At 51.4% G+C, this 21158-nt stretch carries 21 protein-coding genes; 5 read left to right on the top strand and 16 right to left on the bottom strand.

Annotation, left to right across the window (positions count from 1 at the left end; genetic code table 11):
- A complete protein-coding gene (locus FW415_RS02910; protein WP_148382801.1) occupies positions 1-978 on the top strand; it encodes a glycosyltransferase in 978 nt (325 codons plus the stop codon).
- Here the strand turns inward: FW415_RS02910 and FW415_RS02915 are convergent, their stop codons facing one another.
- Positions 979-1836: a glycosyltransferase family 2 protein gene (locus FW415_RS02915; RefSeq protein ID WP_148382802.1), complete on the bottom strand. Its 858-nt coding sequence runs from the start codon at positions 1834-1836 to the stop codon at positions 979-981.
- Positions 1837-1875: 39 nt separating this feature from the next.
- Between FW415_RS02915 and meaB the strand changes: the two genes are divergently transcribed.
- From meaB to FW415_RS02930, 3 genes are all read left to right on the top strand, one after another.
- Complete coding sequence (meaB, locus tag FW415_RS02920; protein ID WP_148382803.1) at positions 1876-2787, top strand: methylmalonyl Co-A mutase-associated GTPase MeaB; 912 nt, start codon at positions 1876-1878, stop codon at positions 2785-2787.
- A 139-nt stretch (positions 2788-2926) separates the two neighbouring features.
- A complete protein-coding gene (locus tag FW415_RS02925; RefSeq protein ID WP_148382804.1) occupies positions 2927-3253 on the top strand; it encodes a multidrug efflux SMR transporter in 327 nt (108 codons plus the stop codon).
- Positions 3254-3445: 192 nt separating this feature from the next.
- Complete coding sequence (locus FW415_RS02930; protein ID WP_168208638.1) at positions 3446-4063, top strand: MarR family winged helix-turn-helix transcriptional regulator; 618 nt, start codon at positions 3446-3448, stop codon at positions 4061-4063.
- Between the two features lie 14 nt (positions 4064-4077).
- Here FW415_RS02930 and FW415_RS02935 read toward each other — a convergent pair whose 3' ends face one another.
- From FW415_RS02935 to FW415_RS03005, 15 genes are all read right to left on the bottom strand, one after another.
- Complete coding sequence (locus FW415_RS02935) at positions 4078-4296, bottom strand: hypothetical protein (RefSeq protein ID WP_246858886.1); 219 nt, start codon at positions 4294-4296, stop codon at positions 4078-4080.
- Between the two features lie 51 nt (positions 4297-4347).
- A complete protein-coding gene (locus FW415_RS02940) occupies positions 4348-4920 on the bottom strand; it encodes a DUF420 domain-containing protein (RefSeq protein WP_148382806.1) in 573 nt (190 codons plus the stop codon).
- A gap of 4 nt (positions 4921-4924) precedes the next feature.
- Positions 4925-5593, bottom strand: a complete 669-nt coding sequence (locus FW415_RS02945) for an SCO family protein (RefSeq protein WP_168208639.1) — start codon at positions 5591-5593, stop codon at positions 4925-4927.
- 146 nt (positions 5594-5739) lie between these two features.
- Positions 5740-6129 carry a cytochrome C oxidase subunit IV family protein gene (locus tag FW415_RS02950; protein ID WP_148382808.1) on the bottom strand — a complete coding sequence of 130 codons (390 nt, stop codon included), beginning with the start codon at positions 6127-6129 and terminating at the stop codon, positions 5740-5742.
- 56 nt (positions 6130-6185) lie between these two features.
- Entirely contained in the window at positions 6186-6863 is a 678-nt protein-coding gene (locus tag FW415_RS02955) for a cytochrome c oxidase subunit 3 (RefSeq protein WP_148382809.1), read from the bottom strand.
- A gap of 38 nt (positions 6864-6901) precedes the next feature.
- Positions 6902-7456, bottom strand: a complete 555-nt coding sequence (locus tag FW415_RS02960) for a cytochrome c oxidase subunit 3 (protein ID WP_246858887.1) — start codon at positions 7454-7456, stop codon at positions 6902-6904.
- 14 nt (positions 7457-7470) lie between these two features.
- Positions 7471-8352 carry a heme o synthase gene (gene cyoE / locus FW415_RS02965; protein ID WP_246858888.1) on the bottom strand — a complete coding sequence of 294 codons (882 nt, stop codon included), beginning with the start codon at positions 8350-8352 and terminating at the stop codon, positions 7471-7473.
- Positions 8353-8411: 59 nt separating this feature from the next.
- Positions 8412-10241, bottom strand: coding sequence for a cbb3-type cytochrome c oxidase subunit I (locus tag FW415_RS02970; RefSeq protein ID WP_148382812.1), 1830 nt, complete (start codon positions 10239-10241; stop codon positions 8412-8414).
- A gap of 79 nt (positions 10242-10320) precedes the next feature.
- On the bottom strand, positions 10321-11358 hold the full coding sequence (locus FW415_RS02975) for a cytochrome c oxidase subunit II (protein ID WP_148382813.1): 1038 nt from the start codon (positions 11356-11358) through the stop codon (positions 10321-10323).
- Positions 11359-11420: 62 nt separating this feature from the next.
- A complete protein-coding gene (locus FW415_RS02980; protein ID WP_148382814.1) occupies positions 11421-12620 on the bottom strand; it encodes a quinol:cytochrome C oxidoreductase in 1200 nt (399 codons plus the stop codon).
- A gap of 46 nt (positions 12621-12666) precedes the next feature.
- Complete coding sequence (locus FW415_RS02985) at positions 12667-13293, bottom strand: c-type cytochrome (protein ID WP_148382815.1); 627 nt, start codon at positions 13291-13293, stop codon at positions 12667-12669.
- 131 nt (positions 13294-13424) lie between these two features.
- The gene (locus FW415_RS02990) at positions 13425-14018 is read right to left on the bottom strand and encodes a DUF3341 domain-containing protein (RefSeq protein ID WP_148382816.1); all 594 of its coding nucleotides are present in this window, start codon (positions 14016-14018) and stop codon (positions 13425-13427) included.
- A gap of 40 nt (positions 14019-14058) precedes the next feature.
- On the bottom strand, positions 14059-15492 hold the full coding sequence (nrfD, locus tag FW415_RS02995) for an NrfD/PsrC family molybdoenzyme membrane anchor subunit (RefSeq protein WP_148382817.1): 1434 nt from the start codon (positions 15490-15492) through the stop codon (positions 14059-14061).
- Positions 15493-15614: 122 nt separating this feature from the next.
- Positions 15615-18710, bottom strand: a complete 3096-nt coding sequence (locus FW415_RS03000) for a TAT-variant-translocated molybdopterin oxidoreductase (protein ID WP_148382818.1) — start codon at positions 18708-18710, stop codon at positions 15615-15617.
- Positions 18711-18770: 60 nt separating this feature from the next.
- A complete protein-coding gene (locus FW415_RS03005; protein WP_246858889.1) occupies positions 18771-19958 on the bottom strand; it encodes a c-type cytochrome in 1188 nt (395 codons plus the stop codon).
- A gap of 589 nt (positions 19959-20547) precedes the next feature.
- On the opposite strand from FW415_RS03005, the gene FW415_RS03010 reads away from it, so the two are divergent.
- Positions 20548-21120 (top strand): phosphoribosylglycinamide formyltransferase, encoded by a 573-nt coding sequence (locus FW415_RS03010; RefSeq protein WP_148382819.1) that lies wholly within the window; start codon positions 20548-20550, stop codon positions 21118-21120.
- Positions 21121-21158: the final 38 nt, after the last annotated feature.

The following is a 21158-nucleotide window of genomic DNA, read 5'->3' on the forward strand; positions in this document are numbered from 1 at the left end:
ATGAAAGCCGTTTATACGATCTGTACACCCAGCCATATTGCCGAAGCTAAAACGCTGGCCGCCTCCGCGCTGGAGCATAATCCCGGTGTTGCTGTGTTTATTTTCCTGTTCAATGGCGACGCGTTTGCGAGGGAAATACTGTCGCGTTTCGGGCCGGCCCGGACCATCATTATTGAGGAAATGCAACTGGAGCATTACGCAGCGATGAAAGCCCGCTATAATGCCTTTGAGCTGAGCTGCGCATTAAAACCCTATCTGGCGGATTACCTGATTAATCAGGAAGGGGCGGAGCAGGTGATCTATTTTGATGCGGATATCATGGTGACCGGTTCACTGCACAATGTCTGGGAGGATCTGCGGTCAAAGGACCTGGTGCTTACCGCGCATGTCAACCATACCGCCATCTGGCCGGATGATGCCATAGCCACGGAAGCAAGGCGCAATATAGAACGTAATATGCTGCGGGGCGGGGCTTTCAACGGAGGTTTCTTTGCCGTGAACAATACACCCGGCGTACATCAGTTCCTCTCCTGGTGGAAAAATGTGTTGCTGGACAGGGGGTACAACAAACCCTCGAAAGGGCTTTTTGTAGACCAGCTCTGGCTGATGCTCACCCCGGTGCTTTTCAGCGATCTGCTGATGATCAGCAAACATCCGGGTTACAACATGGCTTACTGGAACCTGGACGAGCGGAAGCTGGTTCCTGCGGAGAAGGGATTGACCGTGCATACTGCAGATGGCGGGCATGCAGCGCCATTGATATTCTTTCATTTCAGCGGATACAAATTGCAGCAGGAGAATGTGATCTCCCTGTATCACCCCGGCATGTACACTTTTGAACGGAGGCCTGAACTGCGGGCGTTATTCGCCACTTATAGCGCACAGCTGCGGCAACATGGGTATGATGTGATAAAGGAGCGCTACGCGCCGGCAAAAAAGAAGTGGGCCCGGTTCTTCATCCCGGGTAAGAAAGGCTGATCATTTAAGCAGCGTGTAATTCTGATAATCAAACAACCGCACGCCAAAATTTTTCTCCACCCAGTACAGCAATTTTTTCTTCAGCCCGCGGAAGTTCTTCCGGCTGATATCATGCTCGAATTGCCAGTTCTTCCGTTCTATCCTTCCCCACATCACCACCGGATGTTTACCGGTAAACCGTTGCAGGGAATCGATATCACTGTAGTCAAAGTTGTTGATCTGCACTTCTTTTCCGCTATAGATCTTTACAGCGTGCTGTAATTTGAGCGCCTGTTCTGCCGGGCTTTTTACCCAGCCGTAATGATACATCCAGGCGGCCACAGGCTTCACCCGCAGTTTGCGGCCATCCAGCCGGAAGCCTTGTGCATCGCGGTAAGAGCGGATGCGGGCATCTTTGCGGATGATGCGGATCTCCTTGTTGTACCAGGTGCGCGAATCGCCTACATAATCGTAACTGCCGTAGAAATGGCGGTAGCTGAACAGCAGGCCCTCTACCCGTTTATCATCCTTATGCTGCTCCATCGCTGCGCGGATAGCGGGATAATCGTCTTCATGCACCACCTCATCCGCCTGTATGTAAAAGGCCCAGGTGGTATCATCACTCACATGCGCATACGCTTTGTCGGTTTCCACCGCCAGCACACGCCCGCCTTCCCGCAGGGAATCATCCCAGGTAGAATGATAGATGCTGATCTTGCCGGAATCAATGGAACGGATCAGCTCCAGTGTACCGTCATCGGAATCGCCCACACTCACCACCACTTCATCGCAAAGCGGCAGGATGGAACGGATGGCTTCCGCAACGGGATAATCGAATTTTACGGCATTGCGCACAAAGGTAAATCCGGTGACTTTCATGAATGCAAAGATGTGGAAAATCATCGATACATTTGTTTCATGTATGCGCATTTACTCAGTCAGCTGCAACAGGGAGATATCCGTGCGCTTGCCCGGTGCATCTCGCTTGTGGAGAATGAAGCGGAAGGCTACACGCAATTGCTCGAAGCCCTGCCTCCCGGTGGAAAGACCCGCGTGGCAGGCATAACCGGCCCTCCCGGTGCGGGTAAAAGCACGCTGGTGAATGCCCTCGTTACCGCGTTGCTGCAACGGCAACAACGGGTGGCCATCATAGCGGTAGACCCTTCTTCCCCTTTCAACTTCGGCGCGCTGCTGGGTGACCGCATCCGCATGAGCGAACATTTCTCCGACCCGAATGTTTTCATCCGTTCCATGGCCAGCCGCGGGGCGTTAGGCGGACTAAGCCCGAAGATCATGGAGGTGAGCGATATCATCAAAGCGGCGGGATTCGATTACCTCTTCATTGAAACCGTTGGCGTTGGCCAAAGCGAGGTGGAGATCGCAGGGATCGCGGATACCACGGTGGTGGTGATGGTTCCCGAAGCCGGCGATGAAATACAGACGATGAAAGCCGGGCTGATGGAGATCGCCAACATCTTCGTTGTGAATAAGGCTGACCGCCCCAAAGCGGATGAGTTCGTGAAAAATCTCAGACTGCTGGCACATACCAGACGGACAGATGAATGGGAAACACCGGTGGTCAAAACCGTGGCCACGAAACAGCAGGGCATCGATGAACTGATCACTGCATTGGATGGTCACCGGGACCAGCTACACAACAACCTGCAGCGAAAAGCCCTCCTGCTCACGGAAAAAGCCTGGCAGATCATCCGCCAGCGCAGGATGCAGGATGTGGACAAACAGGCGCTCTTCCGGGAAATACAGGCGCATATGTCAGACCCGCAGTTTTCCATTTACCGCACCGTGCAACAATACGTTCATCCTGCTTAATTGCTTATCTTTGCGCCATGCGCACCGCACCCAACATCTTCCGCCTTCACTTCATCTATGCTGTATTCAACTACGGCAGCTGAAACGGTGCGTTTCTCCTGAGATATTATCTTCTTATTATTCCTAAAAACATCTTGTTATGGCCTGGTTATTTTTAATTATCGGCGGGCTGTTTGAAATCGGGTTTACCATTTCATTGAAATACTCCGAGAACTTCAGCAGATTGTGGCCCTCCCTGAGCTTCGTGATATGCATCACCGCAAGTTTCTTTTTCCTGAACAAGGCGATCAACAGCGGGTTGCCCATTGGTACAGCTTATGCGGTATGGACGGGCATTGGCGCCGCAGGCACTGCCATAGCCGGTATGCTGATCTTTAAAGAGCCCGCCGCGGCCTGGCGGATATTTTTCCTGGTGATGCTGATCGGGTCGATCGCCGGATTAAAGCTCGTATCGGAAGGGCATTGACCGGATGGCTAAGCCGGGCGCCACCCGCCTCCACAAACTGATTTGTGCATTTACAGCGCATTTAAACACCATGAATGTGCTATTCGGCAGGCCTGAAAAGTTTTGTACATTACGCGCCATTCCATGAAGCCTGGCAAAAGCGGAAAGACTCATGTCCATCAAACTATAAAACCGATACAGCGAATATCCAACATGGCAAAGGAATCTACCTTTAACCCTGAATACCAGGCTGCTAATACTGCCAGCAAAGTGGTGGCTGCGCTGGAGCGGCTGTCCGAAGCTTTTCGGGTATTGCTATGGCAGGAGGCCAAGCAGCATGGTATCAGCCCCATACAGGTACAGATCCTTACTTTTCTGCTTCACTACCCGGAAAAAGTACGCACGGTCACCCATCTTGCCACTTACTTTAATATGACAAAGGCTACCGTCAGCGATGCTATCAAAACACTGGAATCCAAAGCGCTGTTAAACAGGAAAGAAGTAAAAAAGGATAACCGCAGTCATACTTTGCATCTCACGCGGGAAGGGCGAAGTCTTGGTAAAAAAGTGGAAAAATTCGCCAATCCCATGCTGGATGCGGTGAAAAATATACCGCCGGGGAAACAGGCGGAGCTGCTGGAAGAATTGCTGCGGCTGATCAAGGACCTCAATGAAAAGCTGATCATCACCCCACAGCGGATGTGTTTCAACTGCCGTTTTTATGAGATGAAGCGCGGCGGTCACTATTGCAACCTCGTACAGTCACCGCTTAAATCCTCCGACCTCCGGGTAGAATGCCCCGAGTTCGATGTGGCGGTACTCAAAAAATAAATTCAGGGAAGCGATCATTGCGATGCCCGCTGGCTCCTCCACCAGCGGTAGCCCAGCAGGGCTATAAGCGCCAGCGGCGTAAAAGCCAGCATCAGGATGCCGTTATTCAGTCCTTTGGCCGGGCCCTCGCCAAGCTGCTGGGCCGTTTTCGTACAGAGAGAGCATTGTGCGAACAATTCGCTGCCGGATAACAGCAGCGCAAGCATCATGATAAAAAGAAATAACTTTTTCACAGTACGAATGTAAAGCATTTAGCTGGTACGAATCCTGACGGGCATCAGTTTTTATGCATAGTAAGGCTGTATCATGATGTACACCACCACACCGGTAATGGCTACATAGAACCAGAGTGGCCAGGTGATGCGGGCGATCTTCCGGTGACGGGGATTGTCGTGCTGGAATGCGCGCAGCAGGGTAAACAATACCAGCGGTACGATCACGATGGCCAGCAGGATATGCGTCAGCAACAGGAAATAATACAAGTAACGGATGCTTCCCACCACAGCGATCTCGGCGGCATCTGTCACGCCATCGTGATTGATGTCCCCGAACTTCGTACTGTCCGTAAGGAAGTGATAGGTAACATAAGAGAGCAGGAATACGGCAGACAGGAATACGGCAGACAGGTTGGCCCATTTATGTGCCCGCTGCCGCCCGTTCTTGATGAAGTACAGGCTGGCCAACAGCAGTACGGCTGTTGTGGAGTTCAGCACGGCATGGAAGAAAGGCAGGATCTTCACATCAAAGCCCGCCTGGATATCTGGCTTCGGCAAAACGAACAGCACGGCCACCAGCACAGGGATAGCTACGGAGATGATCGCAATCGGCAGGTTCAGGTTCTTATTTTTCAGTTCCATGTTTTCAGTTTTTTGAGAACAACCGCTTCAGCAGGCCGGGCTTCTTTTTGTCCTTTGCAATGTGCAGCACGGCAATGTCATTCACCATACGGCGGACATCATTCGTATCCAGCCCATTGTAATACCCCCGGATGTAACGGTCTTTATCTATCACTACAAATTTCTCGGTATGGATGAAATCATCCGGACCGCCATCGCCTTGCACAGCATTCACAAAAAATTCGTAGCGTGCCAGGTCGTATATCTCTTTTTTATCACCGGTCAGCAGCCACCAGTTCTTGGGATCAATGCTGTATTTGTCGGCATAGGCTTTCAGTTTCTGCGCTGTATCCCTTTCCGGGTCAACGGTTAAAGACAGTATCTGGATGAGGGTATCGTGCTTGTTATACGCTTCCTGCACCATCTTCAGGTTGCGGGTAAGGGTGGGGCAGATGGTGGGGCAACTGGTGAAAAAGAAATCCACCACCACGATGCGGTTCTTTATATCATACAGGCTCACCTTTTCCCCAAGCTGATTCGTGAGCGTGAAATCCTTCACCTGGTGATACACGGTATCATAGGTGGTCTTCCCATCCTTCACAATAGTGTCTACCCGCTCGGCAATGAGGTAGGGCGGTACATGCACTACATTTTTGCCGTAATGGTCCACGATCAGGTAACCGGCCAGCGGCACCAGAATGGCTAATGCTACTCCTAATAATGCTTTTCTGGAAATAACTGGTTCGTTTTAGTGTTGATATAAAAGCAAAAAATGTAAAAGTGAAACTATCTGCCTGATCGAATCACTTTTACATTTCCGGCTATTGTTATGTTACGATGTTAATGATGAGCAGGCTGTTGCGCCGGAGCTTCCTTTGGAGCCGGTGTCCCCGGGGAAAGGTCTCTCCGCATGTTCTTCCAGGAATCACCATCCGCAAGGAATGCGATAATGAACCATACGAAGAGCAACAGCGGGAACAGGATGGTCATGATCAGGTTCTTCACTTCATGTCTGAGGTGCATGAACTCGGCTACGATATAGAAAGCCTTGAAGAACGTGAGTATGATGAACAGCGAGTTAAGCCATAATTTGCTCGGCCATCCGGTGTACAGGTGCACGAATGCCATCCCTACTTCCACTACGGTGATGCCCAGGAGTATCCAGAAGGTCCTCCATATTTTCTTTACGGCTGTATCTTTCTCGCCTGTTGCAGAATGTGAATGCGCCATGTTCGGTAAATTCTTTTCTCGTTTATATTAATGATGTCAATGTCAGCTTTATGCGGTTACAGCAGGTAGAAACAGGTGAATACGAATACCCATACCAGGTCTACAAAGTGCCAGTACAATCCAACTTTTTCCACCATTTCATAGTGGCCGCGCTGTTCATATGTACCTTTCATGGTATTGATGAGCACAATGATATTCAGCACTACACCGGAGGTTACGTGTACACCGTGGAAACCGGTGATGGTGAAGAAGAAGTCGGTAAAGTTCGTAGAAATCGGTGCAGAACCGTCAGCATTGTTGAAAGGATTGCTGCCCCACCATGCGCTGACCTCGTGCAGGTGCGTCCATTCCCAGGCCTGGCAGCCAAGGAACATGGCTCCACCGATGATGGTGAGCACCAGCCATTTGATCACCCCCTGCTTATCGCGGTTATGCCCGGCATGCACCGCCAGTACCATGGTCACGGAGCTCATGATCAGGATGAAGGTCATCAGGCTCACGAACACCAGCGGGAGATTCATATGCCCCATAAAGGGGAATGAATGGAAAACCACGTTGGGGTCGGGCCAGGCTTCAGCCATGAAACGTTGTGTGCCGTAAGAGATCAGCAATGCGCCGAACGTGAAGGCATCGGAGATCAGGAAATACCACATCATCAACTTGCCGTAGCTCACGCTGAAAGGCGAATGCCCGCCACTCCACCATTTTTTCTTCGCTGTTACTGCGTTATCCATTTGTACGAATTATAAATTTATTGTTCTTTGATTGTCTGTTATCGTGCCAAGCTGAAAAATATCAGCAGGTATATCCAAAGCCCGTCTACAAAATGCCAGTATGTGGCGGCCACTTCTATCGGTACTGCGCTGTAGGTCCTGATCTTCGTACGGTAAGCCCTGAAGAACAGGATCAGCAGCACCACTACACCACCCAGTACGTGCAGGATATGCACACCGGCGATCACGTAGATGAACGAAGCCGATACCGTGCTGTCCAGCGCCAGACCGTGATCCTTCATGTCGGCAAACCCGATCACCTGGCAAACGGTGAATGCGATCCCCAGCAGCGCGGTCAATGTGATCAGCGATTTGTAACCGGCCATGCTGCGGGCTTTGAAGCGGCGCAGCGCCAGGTGGATCGTCAGGCTGCTCAGCAGGATCAGTACTGTGGACACCCAGAAGATCGATGGCAACTCAAAGCTCAGCCAGTTTGCCTGTGAACGTTTAACCACATAAGCGCTCGTGAACCCTATGAACATCATTGTGATGCTGGCCATAGCGATCCACATGGAGTACTTGTGCGGATGTATCTTGTTTCTTTGTGCGTTCATTGTTATCATTCTCCTCACAGTTTTACTTTATCAAACAACAGCCCCAGTAATATCACTGCCAGGTAAATATATGATCCGAACATCAGTTTCCTGGCGGAAGGCACATCACATTTCCGGTAGAGCATGATAGCCCTGTACAGGTAGAACCCGCCGATCAGGATCGCCACGATGGCTGAAAAACGACCGGTAATGCCCAACAGGTAGGGTGCTACGCCGGCAGGGATCAGCAACAGGGCATACATGGCCGATTGCAGCGCGATCATCTTGCCTGGCCCTTTTTCCGAAGGCATCAGCCGGAAGCCGGCCCGGGTATAATCCGTATGCGCTACCCAGGCGATGGCCCAGAAGTGCGGGAACTGCCACAGGAACTGGATAGCGAACAGCGTCCATCCTCCTTCGGAAAGGTTGTTGGCGCCGGCTGCCCAGCCGATCAGCGGAGGCAATGCTCCCGGAATAGCGCCCACCAGCACTGCCAGCGAATTCCATTTCTTCCAGGGGGTGTACACGAATCCGTACAGCACCAGGGAAAAAAGGCTCACACCTGCGCTCAGCCAGTTAAACCCGAACCCCAGGATGGCCAGCCCGGCCGCACCGGTCACCAAAGCCACTACACTGGCTTCGGAAACAGAAAGCCTCCCGGCGGGCAACGGCCTTACCGCCGTACGCGCCATCAGCTTGTCCGTATCCTTCTCCAGTATCTGGTTGATGGTGTTGGCGGAACCGGATACCAGGATACCACCTGTAAATAATAAAAGAACTTTTATAAGGTCAAATTCCACTCCCGGTACCAGCAGGTAAGCCACCACACAGGAAAACACGACCAAAAACGTGAGGGTGAACTTCATCATCATGAAGTAATCCTTCACCCTGCTTGCAATGGCGTATGATAAAGACAACTTTATGGAATTTTCTTGCAACATAATTCTGATTCACCATTCCTTTTATACTCCTGCTACTAGTGGCCGGACTCGTCGGGCGATACAGGGACGGTCTGCGGAATGAAGTCCTTCCCATCCTTGCTGTAATCGTAAGCCCAGCGGTGTACTTCCGGGATCTCGCCGGGCCAGTTACCGTGACCGGGGTTGATCGGGGTCGTCCATTCGAGTGTTGTAGCTTCCCACGGATTCGGTGTGGTGAGCTTACGGCCCTTGAATATGCTGTAGAAGAAGTTGAAAACAAATAACAACTGTGTTGCGAACACAATGATCACCACAAAGCTGATGAACTGGTTCAGCCCTTCAAACATGCTGAATGAAGCCCAGTTGGAATAATCGAAGTAACGGCGGGGCATACCGGCCATACCTTCATAGTGCATCGGCCAGAAGATCAGGTAAGCGCCTGCCAAGGTGATCCAGAAGTGGATGAAACCCAGCGTCTGGTTCATGAAACGGCCGTACATTTTCGGGAACCAGTGGTAAATACCGGCGAACATCCCGAAGAATGCGGATACACCCATTACAATATGGAAGTGCGCGATAACGAAATAGGTATCGTGCAGGTGGATGTCGATAGCGGAGTTACCCAGCCAGATACCGGTCAGACCACCGGAAATAAAGGTGCTCACAAAACCGATGGAGAAGAGGGATGCCGGTGTGAACCGGATATTCCCGCGCCAGATGGTCGTGATCCAGTTGAATACCTTGATGGCCGAGGGCACGGCGATCAGCAATGTCAGCAATACGAAGAACGCGCCGAGGAACGGGTTCAGGCCCGTAACGAACATGTGGTGCGCCCATACGAGGAATGCCAGGATGGTGATCGCAAAGATAGAGCCTACCATCGCCAGGTACCCGAAAATCGGCTTGCGGGAACTTACCGCCAGTATTTCCGATACCATACCCATGGCCGGCAGGATGATGATGTACACCTCAGGGTGACCCAGGAACCAGAACAAGTGCTGGTAAAGGATAGCGGAACCGCCTTCATTCGGCAGCACTTTACCCTGTACGAACAGTTCGCTCAGATAGAAGCTGGTACCGCCGTGGCGGTCGAACAACAGGAGGATGAAACCACTCAGCAGAACGGGGAAGGACAATACGCCGAGCACAGCCGTGAAGAAGAACGCCCAGATGGTGAGTGGCATCTTGGTCATGCTCATGCCTTTTGTACGCATGTTCAGGATGGTGGAAATATAGTTCAGGGAACCCAGGAGGGACGACACCACGAACAGTGCCATGCTCACCAGCCAGAGGTCCATACCAATCTTGGAACCGATAGAAGCGTCGCCCAGTGCGCTCAGGGGAGGATAGGAAGTCCATCCGCCGGAAGCCGGACCGGTCTGCACGAACAGGGAGCTCATCATCACGCAGCTGGCCAGGAAGAAGAACCAGTAGCTGAGCATGTTCATGAAAGGGGAAGCCATATCACGCGCACCTACCTGCAAGGGAATCAGCAGGTTGGAGAAGGTACCGCTCAGGCCGGCAGTCAGTACGAAGAATACCAGGATGGTACCGTGCATGGTCACCAGGGCATAGTATGCTTCGGCAGTGATCCTGCCACCTTCAGCCCAGTGGCCCAGCATGCTTTCCAGCCAGGGGAAAGTAGCGTCCGGATAACCCAGTTGCAAACGGAACAGAACAGAGAAGAATGCACCAATGATGGCCCAGATGATACCGGTAATGAGGAATTGCTTGGCAATCATCTTATGGTCCATGCTGAAAACATACTTCGAAATGAAGGTTTCCTCATGATGATGGTCGTGGCCATCGTGACCATTCCCATGCCCATGCTCCACGTGGCCGTGATGCGATAAATCTTGACTGTGCAATGTTGCTTCGTTACTCATAATAAGTGCTGTTTATGATAAGCCGTCAAACGGGGCAGGCTCTCCGGCTATTTCTTTAATTTTTTACGCTTTCACAAATTTACTTCATTGTCAATGCCGTGGCGGTTGAATCAGCCGCTGCCGGTTTCTCCGCAGGGGCATCAGCGGGATGCGCCTGTGCATATTGGGTAGGCTGAGCGGCCACCCATGCATCGTATTCCTCCTGTGTTTCCACAACAATATTCGCTTTCATGGAGTAGTGGCCCACACCGCACATCTGATCACAAGCCAGTTCATATACAAAATCCGGGTTACCGGTACGTTTTCTCATTTCAGCGGTGGTGTACTTCGGCGTAAACCACAGGGTGGTGGGGATGCCCGGCACAGCGTCCATTTTCAGGCGGAAGTGCGGCAGGCCAACATCATGCACCACATCGCGGGAACCGATGATCAGCTTTACGTTCTTGTCCACTACAACATGCAGTTCGGGAGCCACAAAGTCGTCATGATTCAGCGTATCCGTCCAGTCCTGCCCTACAGGATTGCTCTGGGCTTCATTGATCAGCGTATAGTGTTTGCGGCCCAGCTGTCCGTCTTTACCGGGATAGCGTACCATCCATTTGAACTGTGCGCCGGTCACTTCCACGATCATTGCGTCCTTTGGTGCTTCAGAGGTGATACGGAGCCAGTGGCGGATACCGAATGCCACCAGTACGGTGAGCACGATAGCCGGGATCACGGTCCAGATCACTTCCAGTTTATTGTTATGCGGGAAGTAAAATGCTTTACGGCCTTCTTTCTCCTGGTATTTGAAAGCGAACCAGAACAACAGGATCTGGGTGGCAATGAACACGACCAGGGTGATGATGAACGTCACCTTGATCAATTGGTCAATACCTTCCCCCTGAACGGAAGCGGATTCTCCGAGCATTCTGTCTTCCAGGAGATCATGGCACCACCACACCCCTATCAATCCCAACACCAGGAATGCCACCATCAGGAAACCGTTGATGCGGTTGGATTGCTCACGCGATTTCTTTTCACCTTTCAGAATGGACACATATTCGCTTGCTTTCGCGATCTGGAAGATCACGACGAATATGAGAACAACAACTAAAACTGCTAAAAATCCTGACATTGCTTATGAATAATAATTAAGTTATCTAATGCTTTACGTTGTTTCTGTGCTTACGCCACGCATCAGGTGTGGTGTATGATACTTTCTTTCAGGTACGGATGGTTTTTCGGAACCAGCGGTGCTTTCGCAAGCTGGTTGGCAGTGATCCAGATGATCAGGCCAACGAAACCAAGACCGATACCCAGTTCAAACCAGGGGAAATGCAGCTCACGAACCGTGCCGGGCATTACCATCTGGTAGAAATCGAGCCAGTGACCGAATATGATGAGCACCGCCATAAAAGCAATTACGGTATAATTACGTTTGGTAGCGCGTTTCATTAATATCAACAGCGGGCAGATAAAGTTGAGGATCAGGTTCAGGAAGAACACCGGCCTCCAGGGGCCCCATACACGCGGCTGGAAATAGATGGTCTCCTCCGGCATGTTGGCGTACCAGATCAGCATGTACTGGGAGAACCAGAGGTAAGTCCAGAAGATGCTGAATGCGAACATGAACTTGCCCAGGTCATGCAGGTGCTCATCGGTTACCCAGGGCAGGTAACCTTTTCCTTTCAGGTAAATCACAAATAATGCAATGAGGGACAGGCCTGATACCCAGGTGCTGGCAAATGTGTACCAGCTGTACATGGTGGAGAACCAGTGCGCGTCTATGCTCATCAGCCAGATCCAGGGTGTGGTGGAACCAACGGACAATGCGAAAACAACAATAAAGCCTGCGCACCATACGGTATTTCTCCAGACGAGGCTTTTAGCCTTTTCTGCTGTCATGGACCAGGTATCTTCCTGCAGGGACATTTTGCGCAGCTTGATGGTCAACGCGATCCAAAGGCCTACTGTGATCACCGAAGCAATGGACACAAATGCCGGGTTCAGGAAAGGGGATTTGAATTCCAGTATCCTGTCGCCTTCCGGATGGATCCAGTGGTAAACATGCCCTTTGTCCCCGAAGATCAGGAATCCCAGCACGATCAGTACGATCACGCCGAGCACAGGCACAGCCATGGAGATAGCCTCCGGCACCCTGCGGAAACCGATCTGCCATCCGCCATGCGCCAGGGTGGTGGCAGCAATGAAGAAGGTACTGGCCAACACCACCATCAGGAAGAAGGTGCTGTTCTGCAGCAGGCCTGCCCAGAAACGGGTGGAGCCATGCTCGCCAGAGAATGCAAATAATCCGATCAATAAAGTCAGCAAGCCAATACCCAAAAGCACGAAGCTGGTCGTTTTTAATCTTGCCGGTACTACAAATTGGTCCTTCATTACTGTTGTATATTAAAATACTAAGTTGAAATGCGTTTTAAACAAATTATTTGGCAGCTACCACTGCTGCAGGTGCGGCCGAAGCTGCAGTTGAATCAGCTGCAGGTGTTGCAGGCGCTTCACCGCCGTTCTGCATATTTTTTATATAGGCCACTACTTTCCAGCGCTGCTCCGCATCCAGCTGGCTGGCGTAGCTTCCCATCATATTGAACCCGTAAGTGATCACATGGAATATACGTCCTTCACTGTAGCCCATCAGCTTGCCGGTGAGAAAAGCCGGGGGAGCTGCGGAATACGGACCGTCGCCACCTTTGTAAAGCGGGCCGTTGCCATCCAGCTTGGTGCCGTGGCATACGCCGCAATAAATATCGAACAGGCGCTTGCCTTCTTTGATACCTGCTTCATCTACGGTCAGCGGGTTCCTTACGCTGTTTGCCTGTGCGGTATCCTCCGCTTTCAGGTGATAGGGCAGCATTGCTCCTCTCTTCACTGTGCCTTCCACCGGCTTCATGCTTGCAAGGCGGCCATTGTAGAACTCGTACGCACGGGATTCATACATGTCTGGCACATAGATCTTGCCGGGCTTTCTATTATGCGCTCCCTTGTTACAGGCGGAGAGCAAAGCCCCACCAGCCAAAGCAGCTACAATCAGTATGTTGGAAGTCCTTTTCATCCGGTATTTAATTTATCTCGTTGTTCTTTGTCTTTTCCAGTTTCCCGAGGGTTCCTGGTTGAATTTGACCTGGTGGCAGAATGCTTTGTTCCACCCGGTTTCATTCCGGTTTATCTGACTGATCTGTTGAATTAAACGTTCACGGGTTCTACGGATGGCGAGAACAATTTGTCCTCTTTATCGTAGCGCCCCAGCCACCATCCGGTTTCGGCAGTCTGCTCATTGATCTCTTTGGCCCCTACGCTGTCCAGGAAGCCTTTCACTTCTTCCGCACGGGTTTTCTCCGACAGTTCGATGACCATGACGAACAGGTCATCCGTCTGGCGCGGATGGAAGATATGTTTCTTCACGAACGGCGCCATCTGGCAGAGGTACATGAATGTCATCACCATGCCTACTGCTGAAAACAATACCGTCAGCTCAAAGGTGATGGGAATGAATGCCGGCAGCGGGAAGTGGGGTTTACCACCGATGTTCATCGGCCAATCTGTTGTAAATACCCAGCTCATAAAAGACAATGCCGTGGTTGTACCAGTGATGCCGTAGATGAAACCGGCAGTATGCAGGCTGGTCTCTCTCAGGCCCAGGGCATGGTCCAGCCCATGCACGGGGAAAGGCGTGTACACATCGTGAATCTTGTACCCGGCAGCGCGTACTTTCTTTACCGCCGGAAACAATACCGCCTCGTCATCAAAACTGCCTACAACAAATTTTTTAACAGCCATATGGATAAGTGTTCAATAATCCGTTAATCAAAATCAATTCTTAGTGATGCGCCTGATCGTGGGCAAATTTTTCCGCGTCTTCCTCTTCATATTTCACCATTTTCTCCTTGTAATTCTGGCCGGAAGTTTTCAAGATCGATTTGATCTCCGCAACTGCGATCACCGGGAAGTATTTGGCAAAAAGGAAATAACAGGTGAAGAACAGGCCGAAGGTGCCCAGATAGAAACCGACTTCGGGCCAGGACGGGCGGTAGTAGCTCCAGCTGGACGGCAGATAATCGCGGTACAGTGAAGTACAGATGATCACAAAACGTTCGAACCACATACCGATGTTCACGATGATGGACATGATAAAGGTTACCATGATGTTCCTTCTCATTTTCCGGAACCAGAATACCTGCGGAGAGATCACGTTACAGGTCATCATGATCCAGTAGCTCCAGCCAAGGGGACCGGCAGCACGGAACTTGTAGAAGGTATCGAATTCATATTGCACGCCTGAATACCAGGCCATGAATAATTCTGTGAGATATGCCACACCCACGATGGAACCGGTCAGTACGATCACCTTGTTCATGGCCTCGATATGGCCCAGGGTGATATATTCTTCCAACCCAAGGATCTTGCGGGTGATAATAAGCAGTGTCTGTACCATCGCGAAGCCGGAGAAGATCGCACCCGCAACGAAGTAGGGCGGGAAGATGGTGGTATGCCATCCGGGGATCACCGAGGTAGCAAAGTCGAATGATACGATGGTGTGCACGGAAAGTACCAGGGGGGTGGACAAACCGGCCAGTACGAGCGAAAGTGATTCGTGGCGTTGCCAGTGTTTGGTGGAACCCGTCCAGCCGAAAGCGGCAATACCATATAATAATTTACGCAGTTTGGTTTTGGCCCTGTCCCGCACGGTAGCGAAGTCCGGCAGCAGGCCGGAGTACCAGAACAGCAGGGAAACGGTGAAATACGTAGAGATCGCGAATACGTCCCACAGCAGGGGGGAGTTGAAGTTCACCCATAAAGGGCCGCGGGTGTTGGGGTAAGGCAGTACAAAGAAGGCCATCCATACACGGCCCATGTGCCAGATCGGGAACTGGCCCGCGCACATTACCGCAAAGATGGTCATGGCTTCCGCCGCGCGGTTCACCCCGGTACGCCATCCCTGGCGGAACAGCAGGAGGATCGCGGAGATCAGTGTTCCGGCGTGACCGATACCTACCCACCATACGAAGTTGGTGATGTCCCATCCCCAGCCGATCGTTTTGTTCAGGTTCCACACCCCGGTACCGAAATAAACTTCCCAGAACACGGAGAAAACACCAAACAACAGCAAGGCTATGGAGATAAATAATCCAATATACCACAGCTTTCCAGGCTTGGCTTCAATGGGACTGATAATATCCTCCGTTACCTGGTGATAATCTTTAACCCCATCTACTAAAGGTTCTCTCAGTGTGGATTCGTACTTCAAATGCATAGTATTTCGAGCTTTGCTCGTTCCGCCCTGCGGCCGGAACTACGTTGTTTCAAAACTTAAAACTGATTCTTTACTTTTTCAATCTTTTGCATCCTTCCGCCTTTGCGGAGCTCTGCGCTTTCCTAGTGATGGGCTTTCTCTTCTCCATGCGCGCCTGCGGCTACCGGTGCGGCGTCCTTGTTACGGATCTTCGCGAGGTAGTTGATAGAAGGCAAAGTATGGGTTTCTTCCAGCACATAGAACAGGCGGTCCTGCTGTTCTTCATTACGTACCTTGTGAATACGGCTTTCTGTATCGTTGATGTTGCCGAATACGATCGCATCCGCGGCACATGCCTGCTGGCAGGCGGTACGGGCCTCTCCGTCCTTCATCGGGCGGCCGGCTTTCTTGGCGGCGAGTTTCGCGTCCTGCAGGCGTTGTACGCAGAAAGAACATTTTTCCATCGTACCGCGGCTGCGCACAACTACATCCGGGTTCAGCACCATGCGGGTCAGCGCATCGTTCATATCGGCAGTATCGGCCAGGTTACCTTCAAAGCTGTCCGCCCCGTTCCAGTCGCGCCAGTTGAAGCGGCGAACTTTATACGGACAGTTGTTTGCGCAATAACGGGTACCGATACAGCGGTTGTAAGCCATCTGGTTGATGCCTTCAGAGCTGTGGTTGGTAGCGGCTACCGGGCAAACATTCTCGCAGGGGGCGTTATCGCAGTGCTGGCACAGCATGGGCTGGAACACCACTTCAGGGTTGTTCTCGTCTCCGCTGAAATAACGGTCGATCCGCAGCCAGTGCATTTCGTGCGCCAGTACCACCTGTTCTTTACCTACCACGCCCACATTATTCTCCGCGGAGCAGGCTACCACACAGGCAGCGCAGCCGAAGCAGGTATTCAGGTCGATGGACATGCCCCATTTGATACCGGGGTACGGGTGGTTCGGATACAGGGTGGCGTCTTTGCGGAAATCTTCTCCGTAATGCGCCAGGTGCTCCCTGTCGTGGTTCACGGCTTTCGGGTTCCTGATGAACTCCTCGAGCGTGGTTTCTTTGATGATCGGGCGGCCCTCATAGCTGTTATGCGTCTGGGTAAGGCCTACCGGGTATTTTCTGCCGGTTTTCTCGGCGGTAGCTTCTGTAACAAAATAATCGAACGTCTGCCCGTTGAAGGAAACGAACGGATAGGCATTGGCGCCTACTTCACCGGCGGCTTTGCCGATGAACGCTTTCTTGCCGCGGCCGTAACCTACGGCAATGGCGATCACATCCGGATGGATACCGGGAACGATCAGCAGCGGCAGTTCCACGCTCACGCCTTTGGCGGTGATCTTCAATACCTGTTTTTCTGCGTTGATCTCGTAATCATCGCCCAGTTCTGTTTTGAAGGTTTTGGCTACTGCATTGGATACGCAGGCATAGTTGTCCCATGTGGAGCGGGTGATCGGGTCCGGTGTTTCCTGCAACCAGGGGTTGTTGGCTTCTTTACCGTTACCGATGGCCACTTTTTCATACAGCACGAGTTCCAGCTTACCGCCTTTTTTGGCGCTGCTGATCTTTGCTGCGGCCCCTGCGATATCACCGGCGAAAGAAGCGCCGGATAGCGCGGCGCCGGCCTGCGGCTCGATGACACCGTCCTGCAGGGTTTTATCCCAAGCTTCCTGTGAACCCAGCCGGGTGATCCATTCATTCTTCAGGTAATCTTCCCAGGCTGTGGTACTACCGCTCCAGCTCAGCAGGGAGGCCTGGAATGCGCGGGTTTTGAACAGGGGAGCGATCGTCGGTTGAATGAAAGCGTAATAACCGGTACGTCCTTCCGCATCACCCCAGCTTTCGAGGAAGTGATGATCGGGAACGATGTATTTGCAGAGTTGGGTGGTTTCGTCGTAACGGTCGTTGAAAGAAACGGTCACGCCTGTTTTTTTGATCCCTTCGGCGAACTTCTTCGCGTCGAAGTAATCGTAGGCGGGGTTCACACCATACACGAGCAGTGCGCCAACGGTGCCGGCGTTCATGTCGCTCACCAGCTGGGCCATTTCACTGTCGATACCCTGGCGGTAATTGGAGGTCACCGCCCAGTCGATCGTAGTGCCATTGGCACCGGCCAGATTGTTGATGGCGTTAACGATGAGCTGTACGTTCACATCGTTGGAACCGGATACCACCAGTGTTTTGCCGTTGTTGGCCTGAATGGCCTTGGCGGCTTTGGCGATACCCTCTTTCAGACGTGCATCCGCGATAGCAGGGGCAGTAACGCCGCCACCCAGTGCAGCCAGCAGCGCGAGGGCTACGGCTCCTGTTTCAGAGGGGCGGTGCGTGTATCTTTCATCCGCATTGGCGCCTGTCAGGCTCATCATGCTTTCGAAATGGAAATGTTTGCTCATTTCCGGGTTCTTTGCATTGATCTTGCGGGTAGCGCCGTACTGGCGGGAATATTCAGCAGGGTTCAGCCAGGTACCGAGGAAATCGGCGCCGAGGCTTACCACGACTTTTGCATTCTCGAAATGGTAGGAAGGCAGTGTTCTCTTTCCGTAGGAAGCCTCATTGGCCAGCAGCATACCGGAATAAGACACCGCATCGTATGTAACGTGACGGGAACCGGGGTATTTCGCCAGGAACTCGCCGATCAGTTTTTTGGTAGTAGGGCTGATGATGGTGGAGGACAGCAGTACAACGGGTTTGCCGGAAATGGCGGCAGCTACCTGCTTGTCCAGTTCCGCAAATGTCAGCTCCTGTATCTTTTCTTCCAGTTTATCCCCTTTGTCCGCTCCTTTATTGATACCGGGATAACGGAGGCGGGCCACATCATAGAGGCCCAGTACGGTTGCCTGTACCCTTGCGGTGGTGGCGCCACCGGTAACGGAAGACATGTCGTTACCTTCTATCTTGATGGGACGGCCCTCACGGGTTTTCACCACCAGGGGAACATATTCACCGTCTACAGCATAGGCAGAAGCATAATAGTTGGGTACACCGGGGGTGATATCCTGCGGTTTATTTACGTAAGGGATGGCCTTCTTCACCGGGATATCGCAGCTTGCGGCAATGGTTGCGGCAGCCGTGGTAAACCCGAGGTATTTCAAGAAATCCCGGCGGGGGGTCGTAGCATTCAGCAGGCTTTCACTCTCTTCAAACGGCAGGTCTTCCCTGAATTCGTTTTTCACAGCTTCTTTATGCGCAGCCGTATTGTGCAACTCCTCCAAGCCTTTCCAATACTTTTTTTGCTCCATGTGATTATATCGAGTTACGATTTAAAAATGTTGAGTTACTAGCTCCTTATCCTTATAATATTAATAGTGGCATTTTTGACACTCGGTACCACCCACCATTTCTACCGTCACATCTTTGATCTTGCCGTCTTTTATGTCCGTATGCAATTTCTCGAAGATGCTGTAATAGTTGTTCTCTGCGAACTGTACTTTGGTGGTACGGTGGCAGTTCACGCACCATCCCATGGAAAGGTCTGCAAACTGATGCACCTCATCCATATTCTGGATCTCGCCGTGGCAGGTCTGGCATTGTACTTTACCCGCTGCTACGTGCTGTGAGTGGTTGAAGTACACATGGTCAGGCAGGTTGTGGATCTTGATCCACTCGATAGGCTGACCGGGTTTGGTATAACGCTGGGCGCCGGGATCCCATCCAACATGGTCGAACAGTTTCTGTATCTCGGCGGTACCGTTCACCTTCTTGCCTTCAGCAGTGTACAGGTCCGGTCCGGTATATTCTGTGATCGCCTTGTGACAGTTCATGCAGACGTTCTCGGAAGGGATCATGGCATGCTTGCTCTTCTCTGCGGAAGAGTGGCAGTACAGGCAGTTGATCTGGTTAATACCGGCGTGTATCTTGTGCGAGTAGAAGATCGGTTGCTCCGGCATATAATCCTGCTGGCGGCCCAGGCCTATAGCGCCCTGGATGGTGAAGTACCCGCCAACAACGAATAATACGATGATACCGAGCGCGATATAAGCTTTGTTTTTATAAAAGGGAACGGGTTCAGGTTGCTCGTGTCCTTCTTTTTCCGCAGCCAGCTTGTTGAGGTTGCTGTTGATCTGCATCAGGATCACCGCCACAATGGCAAGGATCAGGGTAATAATGCCGAAAAGGAGGCTGTTGCCACCGGAATCTTCAGCAGCAGCGCCTGCTTCCGCACCTGTTTCCTTGGGACCGGCAGCAGCTTTCGTCTCCTCCGCGGCAATATATGCCAGGATGTTATCAATATCCTCATCCTTGAGGCCGGGGAAGGCCGTCATCGGAAGCTTGTTATATTGATTAAAGAGATCGTTGGCGTATTTGTCGCCAGTAGCCAGAACGGACGCGGAATTGCGGATCCACTGATGGAGAAGCTTTTTATCAGGCCATCTCTCCTCTACACCGGCCAGTGCCGGTCCGGTCAGCTTCTTGTGAACATTGTGACAGGAAGCACATTGTTGCTGAAATAGCGTCTTACCCGCACCAGGATCTGCTGCCCGAGCCACGGAAATAGAACTAACCAGTCCCGCGCATAGGATAAGAACACTCACTAATTGCTTACGCAAACGAATGGAAACACGACGATACACAGCCTATTTAGTTTAGATTTGACCTAAGGTTTCTTTAAAAGTGCCAGCAAAAATAAGACAGAATGTTGACAATTTACCAACAATTAAAAAAAAGTTGCCCTTGTTTTGATAGCCCTTTTTATATATTATCCGCGAGACGAACATCCCGCCAAATGCTTTGTCACAGCTGATTCTAACTACATGCTCCTATACCGTGGCCCAAGGTCTCCATCGAATACCTGACAAAAATCATATTTCCGCAAAAACAGAAAACCGGGGTATTGAGTGATATTATTTTTACCTGACCTGAAATGTCACTTATATATACAAAGAAATTTTGTTGGGTGAAAATATGCTGTTCTACCCTTCCTTAACAAGATATCAAAATAATGGTTTACTTCTCCTGATTTCGGTCACCCGGGGTCCATTCACCCTCCTTATTTGCCCTGTAACCTTAAATTTAATGAAAAAAGACTGACCCGTAAAGTCTTATCTGCCTATTTTTGCACCTCATAAAATAACAGGCTTGAAGAACATTGCCATTTTTGCATCGGGCGCAGGCAGTAATGCCCGGAAGATCATCGACCATTTCAGGCATTCCGGCCTGGCCAAAGTGACGCTCATCCTCTCCAACAAGGCCGAGGCCGGTATTTTCAGGATCGCGGAAGAGGAACAGATACCCGCCGTGCTGATCGACAAGGAAGCGTTCTTCCGGGGTGACCGGTATGTAAAGCTGTTACAGGATGCAAAAACAGACCTGGTAGTACTGGCCGGTTTCCTTTGGAAAGTGCCCGCTAATCTGATTGCCGCATTTCCGGGACATATAATTAATATACATCCCGCACTTTTACCTAAATTCGGCGGCAAGGGCATGTACGGCCATTTTGTACATGAGGCGGTGCTGGCTGCCGGAGAAACGGAAAGCGGCATCACCATCCATTATGTAAATGAAAAGTACGACGACGGCGGTGTCATCCTGCAGGAACGTTGCGCCATCTCCCCGGACGATACGCCGGAGACGCTGGCCCGAAAGGTGCAGGTACTGGAACACCAGTGGTTTCCCCTGATTGTGGAACGATTATTGACATCAGAATCATAATCCTGCACTGCTTCAACTGTTAGTTGCCATGAAAAGAA

The organism is Chitinophaga sp. XS-30 (assembly GCF_008086345.1).
In the GTDB taxonomy this organism is placed as follows: Bacteria; Bacteroidota; Bacteroidia; order Chitinophagales; family Chitinophagaceae; genus Chitinophaga.

Bases quoted from the DNA above. Each gene is read 5' to 3' on its own strand.
- FW415_RS02925 (WP_148382804.1), top strand. From the start codon at position 2,927: ATGGCCTGGTTATTTTTAATTATCGGCGGGCTGTTTGAAATCGGGTTT.
- FW415_RS03000 (WP_148382818.1), bottom strand. From the start codon at position 18,710: ATGGAGCAAAAAAAGTATTGGAAAGGCTTGGAGGAGTTGCACAATACG.
- FW415_RS02960 (WP_246858887.1), bottom strand. From the start codon at position 7,456: ATGAACGCACAAAGAAACAAGATACATCCGCACAAGTACTCCATGTGG.
- FW415_RS02980 (WP_148382814.1), bottom strand. From the start codon at position 12,620: ATGAAGGACCAATTTGTAGTACCGGCAAGATTAAAAACGACCAGCTTC.
- FW415_RS02915 (WP_148382802.1), bottom strand. From the start codon at position 1,836: ATGAAAGTCACCGGATTTACCTTTGTGCGCAATGCCGTAAAATTCGAT.
- FW415_RS02970 (WP_148382812.1), bottom strand. From the start codon at position 10,241: ATGAGTAACGAAGCAACATTGCACAGTCAAGATTTATCGCATCACGGC.
- FW415_RS02990 (WP_148382816.1), bottom strand. From the start codon at position 14,018: ATGGCTGTTAAAAAATTTGTTGTAGGCAGTTTTGATGACGAGGCGGTA.
- FW415_RS02930 (WP_168208638.1), top strand. From the start codon at position 3,446: ATGGCAAAGGAATCTACCTTTAACCCTGAATACCAGGCTGCTAATACT.
- FW415_RS02940 (WP_148382806.1), bottom strand. From the start codon at position 4,920: ATGGAACTGAAAAATAAGAACCTGAACCTGCCGATTGCGATCATCTCC.
- nrfD (WP_148382817.1), bottom strand. From the start codon at position 15,492: ATGCATTTGAAGTACGAATCCACACTGAGAGAACCTTTAGTAGATGGG.
- FW415_RS02950 (WP_148382808.1), bottom strand. From the start codon at position 6,129: ATGGCGCATTCACATTCTGCAACAGGCGAGAAAGATACAGCCGTAAAG.
- FW415_RS02910 (WP_148382801.1), top strand. From the start codon at position 1: ATGAAAGCCGTTTATACGATCTGTACACCCAGCCATATTGCCGAAGCT.
- FW415_RS02975 (WP_148382813.1), bottom strand. From the start codon at position 11,358: ATGTCAGGATTTTTAGCAGTTTTAGTTGTTGTTCTCATATTCGTCGTG.
- meaB (WP_148382803.1), top strand. From the start codon at position 1,876: ATGTATGCGCATTTACTCAGTCAGCTGCAACAGGGAGATATCCGTGCG.
- FW415_RS02985 (WP_148382815.1), bottom strand. From the start codon at position 13,293: ATGAAAAGGACTTCCAACATACTGATTGTAGCTGCTTTGGCTGGTGGG.
- FW415_RS02955 (WP_148382809.1), bottom strand. From the start codon at position 6,863: ATGGATAACGCAGTAACAGCGAAGAAAAAATGGTGGAGTGGCGGGCAT.